The following is a 15753-nucleotide window of genomic DNA, read 5'->3' on the forward strand; positions in this document are numbered from 1 at the left end:
GGCTCAGCTCGCTCCGCTGTCCGTACTGCCCGCGGCCGGTTTGTCCGGCGCAAACCGGGTCCGCAGGGCTTCACCGATGGATGCGGCGACGGCCACGAGGCCCAGGAGCGCCGTCAGGATGAAGACATAGGCAAAGCCGCGCTCTTCAATCAGCTCGCCCAGGGCGCCGCGCCCCAGCGTGCCGATCAACATCGTCAGCGAAGCCATCAACGCATACTGGACCGCTGCGTAGCGCGGATTCACGATTGCCGAGAGATAGGCAACGAAGACCACGCTCGCAAAGCCGACCGCCAAATTCTCACCCGCGATCGCCGCGACCAGCCAGCCGAGCCGCTCATTGATATGGAAGAGCGCCATGAAATCGTCGAGCTGGGTAAACGACAGGAAGCCACCGACATAGGTCGCGCCTGTTGTCAGGTCCCAGAACAGGAGATTGGTTGCCGCCGCCATGATGGCGCCAGCGATCAGGCAGCTCATCCGCCCGAAAGCCTTAAGAGCCAGTCCGCCAAGGCCGACGCCGGCAATCGTCATGATCACACCGACAAATTTCGACGCGACTGCGACATCATCCATCGTGTAGGCCATCGCGCCGTAATTTGTGCCCAGATAGAACGGGTAGGCGAAGGAACCCCAGACAAGGTCGGTGAAGCGGTAGGACAGGATGAGAAGCAGCACCAGCGGCGCCGCCCATTTGAGCCTGCCGATAATGTCCATCAGCGGTTCGAGGATAAAACGATGGAGGGTGTCAGCGACACGTCCAGCCGGCGAATTGTCCAACTCGACCGGGGCTTTGCTTCGACCTTCGAGCCAAAGCAGGACTGCAGAGATAATCGCTGGCAGAATAACGGTCGCAAAGACAATCAAGGGCCCGTAGCCGCGAATGAAATTCCGCGCATTGGGCGGCTCCTCCGCCAAGATGGTCGCCGCCATGAAGGCGCCAAGCATCCAAAGCGCCCAGCCCCAGCCCAGTACAACGACACCCAGGGCCGCGCGCCGTGTCAGGGTCGGCAGGCCGGCGCCGAGCGTGACGCCCTCTTCAGCATCATCATTGCCATCCGGCCGGGACTCCGGCGCGATGAGGACACCAATGATTGCGAACACCATCATCAGGGTCAGCAGCGCAAAGGTGAATGACCATCCAATCCGGGCAGCGAGGATGAGGGCCAGGAATCCGCCCAGGAAGCCGGAAACACGATACCCCAACTGGTAGAGCGCAGAGAGACTGTTGAGATGGTCCTCATCCTTCGCCACCTCGATCCGCCAAGCATCAATCACGATATCCTGACTGGCCGAGGCCACGACGCCCAGTAACGCCATCAGGGTGATAAGGCCCAATTGGGAGCCGGGATCGGCCATGGTGAGCGTACCCATGGCGAGCATGATGACGACCTGGAATCCCAGCATCCAGCCACGTCGCTGGCCCAGCTTGTCGAAAAAGGGCAAGCGGGATCGATGCAGCGCCGGGGACCAGAGAAACTTGAAGGCGTAGGCGAGGCCGATCCAGGAGAGGACACCGATGGTGGAGACATCGACGTTCTCCTCGGTAAACCAGGCATTCAAAGTCCCGGTCAGGACGGCGTAGGGCAGACCAGCTCCGAGGCCAAGCAGCAGCATGGCCGCGAGGGATTTGTCGCGCCCCATCGCCGCGAGCGCCGAAAGTAGTGAGCGCTTCGTCTCTGTCGCCTCGGCCATTATCGCAAGTCCCCGATTGTGCTTGAAAAACCGTCAGCCCATGCTGGCGCGGTTTCCGGGGCGGCACAAGCGGGTGAGGCTGGCGGCGAGTTGATCGGTATCGAGAGGCTTGGTGAGGAATTCATCCATGCCCGCACCGAGGCAAAGCGTGCGATCGGCTTCGGAATCATTGGCAGTCAACGCGATTAGCGGCAAGCCGAGGCCCGCGGCGCGGGCCGCGCGAGCAATCTCGGGCCCATCCATTCCGGGCATGCGCTGATCCAGCAAGGCCGCATCAAATGCCTGTGAAGTGAGCGCCTCCAATGCCTCATCCCCGCGTGAAACCGGGGTCACGCAGACACCAAGCCCCTCGAGGCATTTGCGTGCGATCAGCGCATTCACCGGATCATCCTCGGCGACAAGGAGATGAAGGCCGGACACATCCGGCTGGAATGCCGGGGTCACGCGGGAAGCCGCGCTAGTCTGTGCCTTCCCGTCGCCGGTTGAAGCACCGGTCAATTGCGTTGCCAGGGTCGCGGCCCGGACCGGTTTCACAAACCAGTTGGTTGGCCCGTCGGCCACAAGGTCATCGCGCTGGGCTTTCTCGGCCGGAGTCACAAGCTGCCAGATACGGGTCGCCTCGGCCGCCATCGCCCAGTCGGCGTCGCACAGGAGGTCTCGATCACGCGCCAGATCGAGTGTTTCCGGGCTTTCGATAACCTGCGCCGCAGCGCCCATCGCCTCGAGTTGGTCGTGAAGGCATTGCCTGAGCGTGGCATTATCGCTTGCCACAGCAACCTCGCGCCCGAGCATGGGCAGGGCGGTGCGAAGAGCGAGGACCGGTAGATCGAAGATCAGCCAGAATTTCGCGCCGTCACCCAGACGGCTTTCAACGCCCATGGCGCTATTCATCGCATCGGCGAGACGACGGACCATGGCCAGGCCGAGCCCGGCCCCGCTTTCCGCGCCATTGCGCTCGGCAGCGCCGCGTTCGAAATGCTCAAACAGGGTTTCCTGGTCGGCCTCGGAAATACCCGGACCCGTATCACTGACAGCCAGAGCCAGGCGATCACGTCCTTCACTGTCCGGCGCGTTGGTGATGTCCACTCGAACGCCGCCCCGGGCGGTGAATTTCACGGCATTGCCGATGAGATTGTAGAGGATCTGCTTGAGCCGGGCGGAATCGCCCATGATCTCGGCCGGCGCGCCATGAGCGTGCACGACACCGATCTCAAGCCCTTTTTCCTGGGCACGCGGCGCGGCCAGCTCGACCGTTTCGCGGACCAGGTCGGCGACATCGACAGATTCCGGGCGCAATTCGAGGCGACCCGCTTCAAGGCGCGACAGGTCGAGAATATCATCGACCATGGCAAGTGCATGATCGGCCGAGGCCGCAATTGAACGGACATAATCGGCCTGATCCGGCTTGAGGGCGGTGGCTTCCAGCAGGCGCGACACGCCCAGTGCGCCAGCCAGGGGCGTGCGCAATTCATGGGTCACAGCGGCAAAAAAGAGGGATTTCGCGCGCTGGGATGCTTCCAGGTCCTCATGCGCCTCACGGCGGCCGGTGACATCGCGCCCGACCGAGATCACGCCGGCGCTTCCGGGAAGGAGACGCTCATCCCACTCAATCCATATCGCCCCGTCGCGGGTGCGCATGAGCATTTCGTAGCGGCGTGAATCTTGTGTGGTTACAGGTGGGGCGACTGAGAACCAGCGCCCGACCCAATCCGACCGTTCTCCGCCGAACGCCCGGAGGAAGGCCGCATTCACATACATGACCCGGCCACCGAAGCCGCGAACCAGAATAAGCTCTCCGGCAGCATCGAGCGCAGTGAGCAGCAAGTCGTCCAGGCTTGCTTCGCGGGGTGAGGCAAAGGGGTCCGCATTGCCGTCGGTGGGACGCGCGACATCGTCGGACCCTCGCGGGTCCGCTGCGTTGTGTCGATTGTCCGGCTCGTCGGCCACGATCCACCCTCGGCTTTATCTGCATGTTTTCTAGCCGATCGGGGTTAATGAAGCGTCGTCATCGCGGCCTTCCGTTCGCAATGTCCGGGCGTGCAGAGCCAAGCTCGGCCGGCGCACTTGCGACGCCAGCCCGATTGCACCGCTCCCGGATAATGTGACAGGAGCTGACCGATCACACCGGGTCTGGTCTGGCCAGCGCGAAAATTGCCGTCCGCTACCAGCACTCCCTATCGCGACAGGCCGCCGGTGCGCGCGACGGCGCGCGGCGCTCCTCGATTGAGGCCACGGCGGCAGGACAGGGCTTCGGCGATATGGAGCCGACGCACCGCCTCCTGCCCGTCCAGGTCGGCAATCGTTCGCGCCACTCGCATGATCCGGTGATAGGAGCGGGCGGTCAGGGATTGTTGCATGGCCGCCTCATGCAGGAGGATTTCGCCAGCCCGGTCCGGCGCCGCGACATGATCAAGCTGATCGGTGGGCAGGTGGGCGTTGAGCGAACCGCGCTCGGCCTGAGCCTCCCGGGCTGTCGCAACCCGGGCTGCCGCCTCGGCGGTCCCCTCGATGGGAGGCGGCAAGGCGAGGTCTGCTGGCGTGACCGGTGGCACCTGTATCTGCAGATCGATCCGGTCCAGCATCGGTCCGGAAATCCGGGCCTGATAGTCAATGGCACAGCGCTCTCCGCGACGACAGCTCGACCCGTCGCTTCCGCCACCACCGCACCGGCACGGATTCATCGCCGCAACGAGCTGAAACCGGGCCGGATAGGCGACGTGGGCATTGGCACGGGCCACGGTGATGGAGCCAGTCTCCAGAGGCTGACGAAGACTATCGAGCACTTGCGGGTGGAATTCCGGCAATTCGTCGAGAAACAGCACGCCGCGATGCGCCAGGGAGGCTTCGCCAGGCTTGGCCCGACTTCCCCCACCGACCATCGCCGCCATGGAAGCCGAGTGATGAGGCGCCCGGAATGGCCGGTTGCGAGTCAGCCGACCGCGCTCCAGCAGGCCGGCAACCGAGTGGATCATCGATACTTCGAGCAGTTCCGGCGCGGTCAGCGGTGGCAGCAGGCCGGGCAGGCGTTCTGCCAGCATTGACTTTCCGGAGCCGGGTGGCCCGACCATGAGCAAATTATGATGCCCCGCTGCCGCGATCTCGAGTGCGCGCTTGGCCCCTTCCTGACCCTTGACCTGCCGCAGATCGACCTGTGGTCCCGCTTCGATCAATTCGCCTGGCACCGGTCGATCGAGGACCTGACTACCCTTGAAGTGATTGATGAGCTGGATCAGCGTTGCCGGCGCCAGAATGGCCAGGTCTCCGCCGGCCCAGGCAGCTTCAGGGCCGCAGCCTTCAGGGCATATCAGCGCGCGTCCGGCTCCGTGAGCGGCGACGGCCGCCGGCAGGGCACCCGGGGCCGACCGGATTCGCGCATCGGCGCCCAACTCCCCGAAGGCCAGATAATCCTCCGCCACATCCTTGGGCAGGACATCGAGTTCCGCCAGGACTCCGATCGCAATAGGCAGATCGAAGTGCGACCCCTCCTTGGGTTGGTCAGCCGGGGCAAGATTGACGATCAGGCGCTTGGACGGCAACGACAACCCCAGCGCCGAGAAGGCGGCGCGGACGCGCTCGCGACTTTCGGCCACTGCCTTGTCAGCGAGCCCGACGATCGAAAATATCGGCTGCGACCCACCCGCAACCTGAACCTGCACATCCACAAGTCGAGCCTCGGCTCCCTGGAAGGCGACAGAGCTTGTTCGTGCTGCCACAACAAATCCCCCGGCTTACCGGGGATTTGAATCACAAGGCTTGGCCTGTGTCGCGCCCCGACCTCCGATCGGGCCCGTCTGGTAGCGGAAAAATACGATACCGTTAACCATCCGGCATCATTGGGTTTTCCACAGGTCGACACGCGCCCGGATCAAAACAGGAACAAACCATGTACGAGCAAAGCATGCACGTCAAGGGTGTGCAGATCAGTTTCCGATGCGACGGGCAACTGCATCCCAGAACGCCGCACAGGCATCGATGCCGGAAAAGCGCTTCAATTCCTGGACACCCGTCGGGGACGTAACATTGATCTCCGTCAGCCGGTCGCCGATCACATCGATCCCGACCAGAACGAGATCGCGCTCCTTGAGAACCGGCGCAATCGCGTCACAAATCCGCATATCGCTATCGGACAGATCCGAGGCCTCGGCGACGCCGCCAACATGCATGTTGGACCGTGTCTCGCCGCTCTGCGGCACGCGATTGATCGCGCCAACCGGCTCACCATCAATGATCAAGACACGCTTGTCGCCGGCAGACACGTCCGGCAGAAACGCCTGGGCTATGACAGGCTCGCGCGATTGCGCAAAGAAGGTTTCGAGCAAGGCGGAGAAATTGCCGTCGCCCGGCTTGAGCCGAAACACCCCGGCACCGCCATTGCCGTAAAGCGGCTTGATGATGATGTCCTGGTGCGTGTCCCTGAAACGGGTCAGCGCCGGCAGATCGCGCGTGATCAGGGTCGGCGGTATGATGTCCGGATAGAGCAGCGGCAGGAGTTTCTCCGGGCTCGAACGCACCCAGAAAGGGTCATTGAGAACCAGTGTTTCGCCCTTGAGCATTTCCAGAAGATGCGCCGCGGTCTGGTAGGCCATGTCGAAAGGTGGGTCCTGACGCATCAGGACCACATCTATATCGCGCTGCAGGTCAAGCACGCGCTCTTCGCCCAGCTCGGCATGCGCGCCCTGGACGTGACGAACCGCCACCGGGCGCGCCCGCGCCTCGATCCGCCCCTCATTCCAGGCCAGCTGGTCCGGATGATAAACGAAGAGCTCGGCGCCACGTGCCTGGGCTTCTTCCATCAGGGCAAAGGTCGTGTCCTCGTCCACATTGACCGTCTCGATCGGGTCCATCTGGACCGCAACACGCCATGCCATCATCTTGTCTCCGGTCCACCCAGCAATTGCGGACCGGAGTTAGGCGTGCCGGCACCGGATTCAACCCCGGGATTGGCCTCGCCCGCACACGCTTCGGCGCGGCGCTCACCGCGGGCCGGCAAATTGGTCGGCACGCCGGAGATGCGAACATAGGAAACAACGTCCTGTACGCCTTCCACAAGGGAGGCGTGGGAACTGGCCCGTTCGAGCTCACCACGATTGCGCGCGACACCCAGCAGGTAGACTCGCCCATTTCGGGTTTCGACGTTGAAATTTATGGAGCGGACAGCCCGGTCGGAAATCAGTCGTCCATTGACGCGCGCGGTGATCTCGGCGTCACGGGCCCGATCACGGAAACCCTGATCGTCACCGACCTGGATCTCATTGGCGACATTGCGGACAGCGACAGACGACCAGGCCAGGCATTCCGCCATCAGCCGGTCATCCTCTCGTGGTACCCGCCCGGTGAGGAGCGCTATACCTTCGGTTACCTCGACATCGACCCCGTCCAGCGCAAAGCCTTCGGACCGAAGCATGGCGGACTTGATCGAGACCGACGCGTTGGTGTCATCGAGCTGGCGCCCGATCGATCGTTCGTCATTAATCGATCCAACCGAACTACAGGCCGCCGGGACCAGTCCGGCAACGCCGGCAAACAGCAAGATGGATAGCGTGGAAAGTCGGTCAGCCATGCACGAAACTCCTGTCGAATCGCCCGCGTCCCAGCTTAGTTATTTGCAGACACCTTACCATGACAAGTCGCGGCGCCCGGGCCAAGCCGGAACGATGGACGCCCCGCTGTCAAAGCAGGTCGCGGGCGCGGTCGCCCGGCACCCAGGCCGCGCGTCGGTGCTGGGGCCAGCGCCCGGGCACCACCAGCATCAGGTCATAACGCAGATGCAAAGACTGCAGATCTGGGCGACGCGCACGCCAGATGGAGGCCGCTCGCGTGATCCGGCCCCGCTGGCGCGACCCGATTGAATCCAGCGCAGCCTGCACGGAAGAGCGCGCCTTCACTTCAATGAAAACTAGATATTCACCGCGCCGGGCAACCAGGTCTATCTCCCCCGCCGCTGTACGGGCGCGGTGATCCAGCAACTGATAGCCCTTGCAGAGGAGCCAGCCCATGGCCAGCCATTCAGCCCATCGGCCGCGGGCTTCCGCCTGCCGCCGCGCCCGGCTCACCGGCCCTCGCCCTTGAGCGCGAGGGCCCGGGCATAGACATCGCGCCGGGACCAGCCAGACGCCTCCGCGACGTGGCTGGCGGCCTCCTTGACCCTCATGTCCTCGAGCGCGGCACCCAGCGCCGCATCGATCCGTCCGGCATCCCAGTCATCAGCAGCCGGCGGTCCGACCACAATCACGACCTCGCCACGCGGCGGGCCCGTCTCGGAATAGTGAGCAGCGAGTTCAGACAGGCTGCCGCGTCGGGCCTCTTCATGCAGTTTGGTCAGCTCACGGCAGACTGCGGCCGGGCGATCGCCCAGGATCGTGGCGAGACTGGCCAGCATAGCGGGGAGGCGCGAGACGCCCTCATAGAAGACAAGACTGCCCGGGACATGACGAAAGGGCTCCAGCCAGGCTTCGCGCGGACCGGTCTTTTGCGGCGGGAAGCCGGCAAAGGTGAAGCAATCAGTCGGAAGCCCAGCGATCGCGAGCGCTGCGAGGACTGCCGACGCGCCAGGAATGGCTGTCACCGGGACATCGTCAGCGATGGCCTCACGCGCCAGCTTGTAGCCCGGGTCCGAAACCAGCGGCGTTCCGGCATCTGAGACCAGGGCAATACGCGCGCCCTTACGCAGATCGGCAAGAATTCCGGGCCTGACGCGCTCGCCGTTATGGTCGTGATAGGCGGTGAGTTCGACCCGCAGGTCATAGGCATCGAGCAGACGTCGCGTGACCCGGGTATCCTCCGCGAGGACGCGATCGACACCGCCCAGAACGTCCAGCGCCCGCAAGGTGATGTCGCGCAGATTGCCGATTGGCGTTGAAACAAGATAGAGGCCCGGTCCGAGCGCTTGCCCCTTGCCGCCGTGGCGGATAGCTTCGCCTTGAATTTCCCGGGATGTTTCGGTCATGCTTCCAGTCTTCAAATCGCGTATCGCCCTGTCACTCGACACTTTGGCACAAAGCCGGGCGGCGCGCTGCCTCGCTGTCATCGGCCTCGTCGGAACCCTGGCCGCTTGCGGCACAACACAGACGACACCCCCGCCCCAGCCGGTGATCGTACCGCCGGCACCGGTGATCGAGGAGCCGGTCGAGCAGGAGCCGGAACCGGTCGAAGAACCCGTCGCAGTCGGCCTCATGCCGCCGCACATGGCCGACCGGGATATTGCCCGCGTCGCTGTCCTCCTGCCCTTCTCGGCCGATAATTCCGGTGCCCGTTCTGAAGCCCTGCGGCTTTTGAGGGCCGCCGAGCTGGCATTGTTCGAGCGTGGCAGCGGCAATTTGCTGCTGATCCCGAAAGACACGCAAGGCACGCCGCAGGGCGCCCGCTCCGCGGCGCTGGCGGCTGTCGAAGACGGTGCCGATATCATTGTCGGCCCGCTTTTTGGCCCAGCCGTCGAGGCGGCCGGACAAGTTGCCCGTCAGGCCGATGTCCCTGTTATTGCCTTCACAACTGACACAACCGTCGCCGGCGATGGCGTCTATCTGATGAGCTTCCCGCCGGAATTGGAAGTCGCCCGGATCGTCGAATATGCGACGCGGCAGGGCGTCGAACGCTTTGCCTATCTGGGGCCGCAGAACCGTTATGGCATGGCGGTCTATTCGGCTCTTGAGGACAATTCGGCTCTGACCGGCGGATATATTGCTGCGGAGAGTTTTTACACCGGCGATGTCGAAGCGATGGCCCGCGCCTCTGCCCGGCTGGCCGAGGGCGTCTTCGAGCCGCTGACCCCGGAAGAAGCCGACGAACTGCGTCAGCAAGATTGGGTTCCGGACCCGGAAGCGCCCTTCCAGGCGGTCATTCTGCCGGAAGGCGGGACACGACTGCGGTCGCTGGGCCCGCTCCTGATCTCCCAGGCTGTCGATCCGCTTGTTGTGCGTTTTCTTGGTACCGGTTTGTGGAATGACCCGGACCTGCTGCGTGAACCGGCCCTGCATGGCGGCTGGTTCGCTGGCCCGGACCTGAATGCGCGCACGGCCTTTGAAACCGCCTATGAGACCAATTTCGGTAGCGAACCCTCCCGGATTGCCAGCCTCGCCTATGATGCGATGAGCCTGGCCGCGCATCTCGATGGCGGTGAGCGCGGCTTTACCCGCGAAGCGATCGAGGAAGACCAGGGCTTCCTGGGCGCTGATGGACTTTTCCGGTTCCGCGAAACCGGTCTGATCGAACGTGGTCTGGCCATCTATGAGATGCGCTCACGCGGCCTGCGTGAAATTGAGCCGGCGCCGCTGACTTTCGAGCCTGAAGACTCCTTCTAGGCATCAAGGCAGGATTTCACGCGTTACCCGATCAGCAAGCAGGCGCCCGCTGGCGCTCAGGCGCAGCCTTGATTCGTCCAGTTCGAGCATGCCGGATTCGAGCATCTGCGTGACACCGTCGGCATCGAGCTCGCATCCTGTACTGGCTGAGAGATGGGCGAGGTCCAGCCCGTCGATGACGCGCAGACCAAGAAAGGCCCGCTCGACCAGGTCGTCCTGTGGTGTCAGACGCTCCATGCCGTCCGGAGCGATGCCCGACCCGGTCTTCTGAACCGAGCGGATGTAATCGACTGGGCGTCGGCAGGCGGTTGTGGCGTAGCGCCCCCCATTGACGGATTGGCCCAGACGGCCATGGGCGCCAGGACCGACACCGATCCAGTCCCCACCTTCCCAATAGAGACGGTTATGCGTTGAGCGGTCTTGCGGCGTTCGCGCATGGTTGGAGATTTCATAGGCCGCAAACCCCGCAGCCTCACACTGGGATTGGGTTGCCTCATAAAGATCGGCTGCGCTGTCCCCATCGACTGCGAGTGTCTCGCCACGCTCGCTCCGCTTCCCGAATGCGGTACCGGCTTCAATGGTGAGCTGGTAGGCGGAAACATGGCCGGCACCGGTCGTCAAAGCCTCTCCCAGGTCAACCGACCAGGCCGCCAGGTCCTGGCCCGCCCACGCATAGATCATGTCGACGGAAACCCGATCGAATACCGCCAATGCGGAATCAATCGCCAAGCGCGCTTCCGGCCCGTCATGATCGCGGCCCAGCTTCCGCAGGACAGCGTCATCAAAGCTCTGAACCCCCAGGGACAGGCGTTGGATGCCGGCTTCGGCGAGACCAGCAAAGCGAGCCTGATCATTCGGATTGGCTTCCAGCCCGATTTCAATATCCGGCGCGAAGCCCCAGAGCCGATCCGCAACCTCGAGGACACGCGACACAGCGGCCGGCGTCATCAAGGACGGCGTACCGCCACCCAGGTGAAGACTGGCAAGCTGACGGTCGCCCGTCCGCACTCGCCACTCCGCCATATCCATCAAGATGGCATCCAGAAGCGCGTCATCATCGCCCTTCGGGCGGTAGACGTTGAAATCGCAATACGGACAGATGCGCGCGCAATAAGGCCAGTGAAGATAGAGTCCCAGCGCACGACCCAGCCCGGTATCCGGTTGTCGGGTCAAGAACCGAACTCGGCCCGGGTCATGGCATCAAGTGCCTGAGCCCGGTGGCTGAGCTTGCGCTTCTCGGCCGCACTCATCTCCCCGAATGTTCGGTCATGACCGTGCGGCCGGAAGACCGGGTCATAGCCAAACCCGCCCGGTCCGCGGGGCGGCCAGACAATATCGCCGACAACTTCACCCTCAAAGAAGCTCACTGTCCTTCCCGGCCGAGCGAGTGCGATCGTACAGATGAAGCGGGCCGTGCGGTCGGAAGCTCCGATCTCCGTCAATCCGTCCTCGACGCGCTGCATGGCGCGCGTGAAGTCACGCGGCTCGCCGGCCCAGCGCGCGGAGTAAATCCCCGGATCACCGCCCAGCGCATCCACTGAAAGCCCGGAATCGTCAGCCAGACAAGGCAATCCCGTGGCCTCACACGCCGCCCGGGCCTTCAGCGCAGCATTACCGCGGAATGTCGTCTCGGTTTCATCGGGTTCAGGCAGATCAAGGTCGCCGGCGCTTTTCAGGGCGATTCCAAACGGAGCCAGAATCTGCTCCATCTCCTTGATCTTGCCCGCATTATGGCTCGCGATTACCCAGGTTTCCTGGCTCATTTTGACCCCTTATCGACCCGGTTTCATATCGCCTTTCGAAAAATTCATATCGAAAAACGATATTTTCTGCTTGCGTGCCCCGAACTTTGTGTTTATCGATAAACAACAAGGACGGGAAACGTCGTCCGAACAACATGAATGACAACGGTAATTGGTCAGATACAAGACAAAGGAAACAGTAAAATGGTCAGGTCCAAAAATTCAGGCATGCAGATGGTCGGCTCTATCGCCATCAATCTGGTATTGCTGGTTTCAGTTGCCGCCGGCGCGTTCTACGCCATTGCTCCGGTTACGGCATGATGGAAAAAGTCGCGTGAGATCCGACGGATCGGAATAAAGTCCGCGGATCTCGCGTGCGACGCCTAAAAGGGAAGGGGCGGTCATGAAGACACTGGGCAGCGGATCATTGGTATCCGTGCTGAAAGTGGTACTGGATATCCTCTGGTATCTAGCCTGGGGTCTGTTGGGTTTTGCAGCCCTCGTACTGATCGCTACTGGCGCAACCCTGCTGATGGATTGGCTGGGGTATTCGCCCAATTTCCTGACTGACTTGTTTCAGGCCATCAGAGATTATGGCGGCGCATACCCGATCTTGATCGCACATATCATCGCGTTCCTGGTCGTCAATGATCGGCTTCGTCGCATTTTTGCGACCCTGGTCGCCGGAGACCCCTTCGTCCCGGAAAATGCGGGTCACCTTCGGATGATCGCGATTGCAATCGCGGTATTCCAGGTGCTGCGCTACATGGCCCAGGGAGCCGTCGCGATGGTGCTGACGCTGTTGCACACCGATGCCCCCGTGGTCGGCGGCGTGGAAATCAACAAGTTTGCCAGCTTCGATCTTGGGGCCTGGTTTGCCGTGGCGGCACTCCTGGTCCTGGCGGAAGTGTTCCGCGAAGGTGCTCGAATGCGCCAAGAACAAAAATTGACGATTTAGGGAGACGCACACCATGCCCATTCGCGTCACTCTTGATCGCATGCTCCTAGAGCGCCGCATGTCGCTGACCGAACTCTGCGACCGTGTCGGCATCACCATGGCCAACCTGTCCATTCTCAAGACAGGCAAGGCCAAGGCCGTCCGCTTCTCGACCCTGGAAGCGCTCTGCCGCGAACTGGGTTGTCAGCCTGGCGACCTGTTGAGTTTTGATGATGAGGACGAGGACGCTGCCGAATAGGCGCGATCGTCACCACAAGACCGCCGGCCTGTGTGCCGACGGGACAGACGGCGGGGGTGGGCCTGCACGGTAGCCCCTTCCCAAAGAGGCCGTGCGGGCCGTTTCCAGCCCCCCAGCGCGCCCCCGCCGTCTGTTCTTCCTATCCGTACCGACCTGTACAGCCGACCCGATGCGCTCAGTCGCGCGAGGCCAAGGCCGCCAATTGCGCGTCACAAAGCTGCGAAACACCCAATTTGGCCAGGACGAATAATTCGTCAAAATCAGTTTCCGGGATCGGCTTGTCTTCTGCCGTCGCCTGAATTTCGACGATACCGCCTTTATCCGTCAGAACAAAGTTGGCATCGGCCTCGGCCCGGCGATCTTCTTCATATTCGAGATCCAGACGGGGTTCGCCGTCAATGACGCCACAGGAGATGGCGGCAAGCTGGCCATGGACCGGGTCCTCTTTGAGAACACCTTCCTCAATCAGATATCCAATGGCCTGTTTCAGCGCGACCCAGGCGCCGGTGATCGCGGCTGTGCGTGTGCCGCCATCGGCTTGCAGAACATCGCAGTCAATCGTGATCTGGCGCTCGCCGAGGGCCTTGAGATCAACGACCGCCCGCAGGGAGCGTCCGATCAGGCGCTGGATTTCCTGGGTCCGGCCGGATTGTTTCCCGGCCGTTGCCTCGCGGCGCGAGCGGGTGTGGGTGGCGCGCGGCAGCATGCCGTATTCCGCCGTCACCCAGCCCTTGCCGCCGCCGCGCAGCCAGGGCGGAACATTTTCCTCTACCGACGCTGTACACAGGACATGTGTGCCACCAAAGCGGGCCAGGCAGGAGCCTTCCGCATAGACCGAGGCGCCGGCTTCCAGGCTGATTTCCCGCATTGCATCGCGGGCGCGTCCATTCGGTCTCATATGTCTCTCCGGTCTCGGTGTTTCCTGCCACCGCTCCTAGCGGCGTTGCCGCCGGGCTTCAAGCGAGCTGGCCTTCACGCCCCCAAATGTCTTGCGCATTGAACAGGAGGGCGGGCGCGATTAATTGAAGAAGCATGATACCTGCCGCACCGCAATCGGCCCTGGCCGCGCTGGACGACCGGATGCGCACGATCTTTCGCGAGATCGTGGAAGCCTATCTGCGCTCGGGCGACCCGGTCGGTTCTCGCACCCTGTCACAGACAGGCAATCTGTCCCTGTCACCGGCCTCCATCCGCAACACCATGGCCGATCTCGCCGATCTGGGCCTGTTGAGCGCACCGCATTCAAGCGCGGGGCGCATGCCGACCCACGCCGGTTTGCGCCTGTTCGTGGACGGTTTGCTGCAAGTGGGCGAGTTGTCGGTGGATGAGCGGCGGGCAATTGAAGGTCAGGTCTCGGTCTCCGGGCGCTCGACCCAGGACCTGCTGACCGAGGCGACCTCGCTGCTGGGCGGACTGGCGGGCGGGGCGGGCCTCGTTGTCACCTCGAAGCGCGAAGCGCCTTTGCGGCATGTCGAATTTGTCCCGCTGTCGGCTGTGGAGATGCTGGCAGTCCTCGTTTTCGAGGATGGCAGTGTCGAAAACCGTCTCATGCGGTCTCCGGACGGGATTCCGCCGGCGGCGCTGATCGAGGCCGGCAACTACCTCTCCACACGCCTGAAGGGCCGCACGCTGAGCGATGCCCGCAAGGCCATCGAGACCGAAATCGCAGAACGCCGGTCCGCCCTCGACAGTGCTGCCGAGGGCCTCGTTACACAGGGTTTGGCGGATTGGAGCGGCGGCAAGGGACAGGAGCGCTCGCTGATCGTTCGGGGCCAGGCCCGGCTTCTGGAAAGCCTGGAAGCGGCCAGCGATCTCGAACGCATCCGGCGCCTGTTCGACGACATCGAGCGCAAGGAAGAGCTGATCACCCTGCTGGACAAGGCCCGCGACGCCCAGGGCGTACGGCTCTTCATTGGCGCCGAGAACCCGCTTTTCAGTCTTTCGGGTTCCAGTGTGATCGTGGCTCCCTATATGAATGCGGAACAGGAAATCATCGGGGCGCTGGGTGTAATTGGCCCCACCCGTTTGAACTATGCCCGTGTTATCCCCCTCGTCGACTACACTGCCCGTGTGGTCGGACAGATACTGGATGGCGCGCGATCGCGAGAGTGAAGACAAGATGAGCGACACAGAGAACAAGCCGCAGAGCGAAACCGAAACCCCGGAAGACGAGACCGTGAACACAGCGTCCGCTGCCGGCAGCGAGAATGAGCATGAGACTGAGGCGGAAGCCGAACTGGATCCGGTCCTCAAACTGACCGCCGAACTCGATTCCATGCGCGACAAGCTGATGCGCGCACTGGCTGAAGCGGACAATGCCCGCAAGCGTGCCGCCCGCGACGTGGCCGATGCCCGGAGCTATGCCGTATCCAGCTTTGCCAAGGACATGCTCGACGTGTCTGACAATCTTGCCCGTGCCATGGCCTCGGCCGACGAATCCGCGCTCGCCGACGTGCCGGGCTCGGTAAAGAACCTGGTCGAAGGCGTTGCCATGACCGAGAAGGCGCTGATCGCGAAGATGGAGCGCCACGGCGTGAAGAAGGTCGATCCGCAGCCGGGTGACACGTTCGACCCGCACAAACATCAGGCCGTCGCGCAAATCCCGTCGGACCACGGCGCTGGCAAGATCGCCAATGTCATGCAGACCGGTTTTGTGATTGCAGACCGCACACTGCGCGCTGCCATGGTCGCGGTTTCTTCCGGCCCGGCCGCAGGCGATGGAGACGCATCTGGCGGTTCCGGTGGCAATGTCGACATGAAGGCCTGACGGGCTCACGACCCGTCACATTTGCGATGGCCCACAACCCGACGCTCGCCTCGGCCCTC

General features: G+C 63.0%; 15 protein-coding genes. 5 read left to right on the forward strand and 10 right to left on the reverse strand.

From position 1 onward, the window contains the following. Nucleotides 1-3 precede the first annotated feature (3 nt). The 7 genes from JXQ94_RS14480 to rsmI all read right to left on the reverse strand — a co-directional run bounded on the left by JXQ94_RS14480 (nt 4) and on the right by rsmI (nt 8638). Nucleotides 4-1692, reverse strand: a complete 1689-nt coding sequence (locus JXQ94_RS14480; protein WP_421924491.1) for an AmpG family muropeptide MFS transporter — start codon at nt 1690-1692, stop codon at nt 4-6. 33 nt (nt 1693-1725) lie between these two features. Next, the gene (locus JXQ94_RS14485; RefSeq protein WP_421924492.1) at nt 1726-3639 is read right to left on the reverse strand and encodes an ATP-binding protein; all 1914 of its coding nucleotides are present in this window, start codon (nt 3637-3639) and stop codon (nt 1726-1728) included. Between the two features lie 227 nt (nt 3640-3866). Next, a complete protein-coding gene (locus JXQ94_RS14490; protein WP_421924493.1) occupies nt 3867-5405 on the reverse strand; it encodes a YifB family Mg chelatase-like AAA ATPase in 1539 nt (512 codons plus the stop codon). A gap of 207 nt (nt 5406-5612) precedes the next feature. Further along, entirely contained in the window at nt 5613-6560 is a 948-nt protein-coding gene (gene gshB, locus JXQ94_RS14495) for a glutathione synthase (RefSeq protein WP_421924775.1), read from the reverse strand. After that, nucleotides 6560-7252, reverse strand: coding sequence for a BON domain-containing protein (locus tag JXQ94_RS14500; RefSeq protein WP_421924494.1), 693 nt, complete (start codon nt 7250-7252; stop codon nt 6560-6562). Before JXQ94_RS14500 ends, gshB begins: the two co-directional genes overlap by 1 nt. A 109-nt stretch (nt 7253-7361) precedes the next feature. After that, nucleotides 7362-7745, reverse strand: coding sequence for a YraN family protein (locus JXQ94_RS14505; RefSeq protein WP_421924495.1), 384 nt, complete (start codon nt 7743-7745; stop codon nt 7362-7364). Further along, nucleotides 7742-8638, reverse strand: a complete 897-nt coding sequence (gene rsmI / locus JXQ94_RS14510; RefSeq protein ID WP_421924496.1) for a 16S rRNA (cytidine(1402)-2'-O)-methyltransferase — start codon at nt 8636-8638, stop codon at nt 7742-7744. The genes JXQ94_RS14505 and rsmI overlap by 4 nt, the downstream gene beginning before the upstream one ends. On the opposite strand from rsmI, the gene JXQ94_RS14515 reads away from it, so the two are divergent. Next, nucleotides 8637-9989: a penicillin-binding protein activator gene (locus tag JXQ94_RS14515; protein WP_421924497.1), complete on the forward strand. Its 1353-nt coding sequence runs from the start codon at nt 8637-8639 to the stop codon at nt 9987-9989. The two genes, rsmI and JXQ94_RS14515, sit on opposite strands and share 2 nt — an antisense overlap. A gap of 3 nt (nt 9990-9992) precedes the next feature. On the opposite strand, the gene hemW is transcribed toward JXQ94_RS14515, so the two are convergent. Beyond that, on the reverse strand, nt 9993-11162 hold the full coding sequence (gene hemW, locus JXQ94_RS14520; RefSeq protein WP_421924498.1) for a radical SAM family heme chaperone HemW: 1170 nt from the start codon (nt 11160-11162) through the stop codon (nt 9993-9995). Next, nucleotides 11159-11752, reverse strand: a complete 594-nt coding sequence (rdgB, locus tag JXQ94_RS14525; RefSeq protein ID WP_421924499.1) for an RdgB/HAM1 family non-canonical purine NTP pyrophosphatase — start codon at nt 11750-11752, stop codon at nt 11159-11161. The genes hemW and rdgB overlap by 4 nt, the downstream gene beginning before the upstream one ends. A gap of 382 nt (nt 11753-12134) precedes the next feature. Here rdgB and JXQ94_RS14530 point away from each other — a divergent pair, with 382 nt between their 5' ends. Continuing rightward, the gene (locus JXQ94_RS14530) at nt 12135-12689 is read left to right on the forward strand and encodes a DUF2975 domain-containing protein (protein ID WP_295691153.1); all 555 of its coding nucleotides are present in this window, start codon (nt 12135-12137) and stop codon (nt 12687-12689) included. 13 nt (nt 12690-12702) lie between these two features. Then, complete coding sequence (locus tag JXQ94_RS14535; protein ID WP_295691156.1) at nt 12703-12927, forward strand: helix-turn-helix domain-containing protein; 225 nt, start codon at nt 12703-12705, stop codon at nt 12925-12927. 175 nt (nt 12928-13102) lie between these two features. Here JXQ94_RS14535 and rph read toward each other — a convergent pair whose 3' ends face one another. Beyond that, nucleotides 13103-13825 carry a ribonuclease PH gene (gene rph / locus JXQ94_RS14540; protein WP_421924500.1) on the reverse strand — a complete coding sequence of 241 codons (723 nt, stop codon included), beginning with the start codon at nt 13823-13825 and terminating at the stop codon, nt 13103-13105. A gap of 134 nt (nt 13826-13959) precedes the next feature. Here rph and hrcA point away from each other — a divergent pair, with 134 nt between their 5' ends. Together hrcA and grpE are read left to right on the forward strand one after the other, a co-directional pair. Then, entirely contained in the window at nt 13960-15039 is a 1080-nt protein-coding gene (gene hrcA, locus JXQ94_RS14545; RefSeq protein WP_421924501.1) for a heat-inducible transcriptional repressor HrcA, read from the forward strand. Beyond that, nucleotides 15017-15694 carry a nucleotide exchange factor GrpE gene (gene grpE, locus JXQ94_RS14550; protein WP_421924502.1) on the forward strand — a complete coding sequence of 226 codons (678 nt, stop codon included), beginning with the start codon at nt 15017-15019 and terminating at the stop codon, nt 15692-15694. Before hrcA ends, grpE begins: the two co-directional genes overlap by 23 nt. Nucleotides 15695-15753: the final 59 nt, after the last annotated feature.

It is taken from the genome of Maricaulis maris (assembly GCF_049116555.1).
GTDB lineage: Bacteria > Pseudomonadota > Alphaproteobacteria > Caulobacterales > Maricaulaceae > Maricaulis > Maricaulis maris_C.

What these genes read in the sequence shown, in the direction of transcription:
- JXQ94_RS14530 (WP_295691153.1), top strand. Translation starts at nt 12,135, where the DNA reads ATGAAGACACTGGGCAGCGGATCATTGGTATCCGTGCTGAAAGTGGTA.
- rdgB (WP_421924499.1), bottom strand. Translation starts at nt 11,752, where the DNA reads ATGAGCCAGGAAACCTGGGTAATCGCGAGCCATAATGCGGGCAAGATC.
- gshB (WP_421924775.1), bottom strand. Translation starts at nt 6,560, where the DNA reads ATGGCATGGCGTGTTGCGGTCCAGATGGACCCGATCGAGACGGTCAAT.
- rph (WP_421924500.1), bottom strand. Translation starts at nt 13,825, where the DNA reads ATGAGACCGAATGGACGCGCCCGCGATGCAATGCGGGAAATCAGCCTG.
- grpE (WP_421924502.1), top strand. Translation starts at nt 15,017, where the DNA reads ATGGCGCGCGATCGCGAGAGTGAAGACAAGATGAGCGACACAGAGAAC.
- JXQ94_RS14500 (WP_421924494.1), bottom strand. Translation starts at nt 7,252, where the DNA reads ATGGCTGACCGACTTTCCACGCTATCCATCTTGCTGTTTGCCGGCGTT.
- JXQ94_RS14535 (WP_295691156.1), top strand. Translation starts at nt 12,703, where the DNA reads ATGCCCATTCGCGTCACTCTTGATCGCATGCTCCTAGAGCGCCGCATG.
- JXQ94_RS14480 (WP_421924491.1), bottom strand. Translation starts at nt 1,692, where the DNA reads ATGGCCGAGGCGACAGAGACGAAGCGCTCACTACTTTCGGCGCTCGCG.
- JXQ94_RS14515 (WP_421924497.1), top strand. Translation starts at nt 8,637, where the DNA reads ATGCTTCCAGTCTTCAAATCGCGTATCGCCCTGTCACTCGACACTTTG.
- hrcA (WP_421924501.1), top strand. Translation starts at nt 13,960, where the DNA reads ATGATACCTGCCGCACCGCAATCGGCCCTGGCCGCGCTGGACGACCGG.
- rsmI (WP_421924496.1), bottom strand. Translation starts at nt 8,638, where the DNA reads ATGACCGAAACATCCCGGGAAATTCAAGGCGAAGCTATCCGCCACGGC.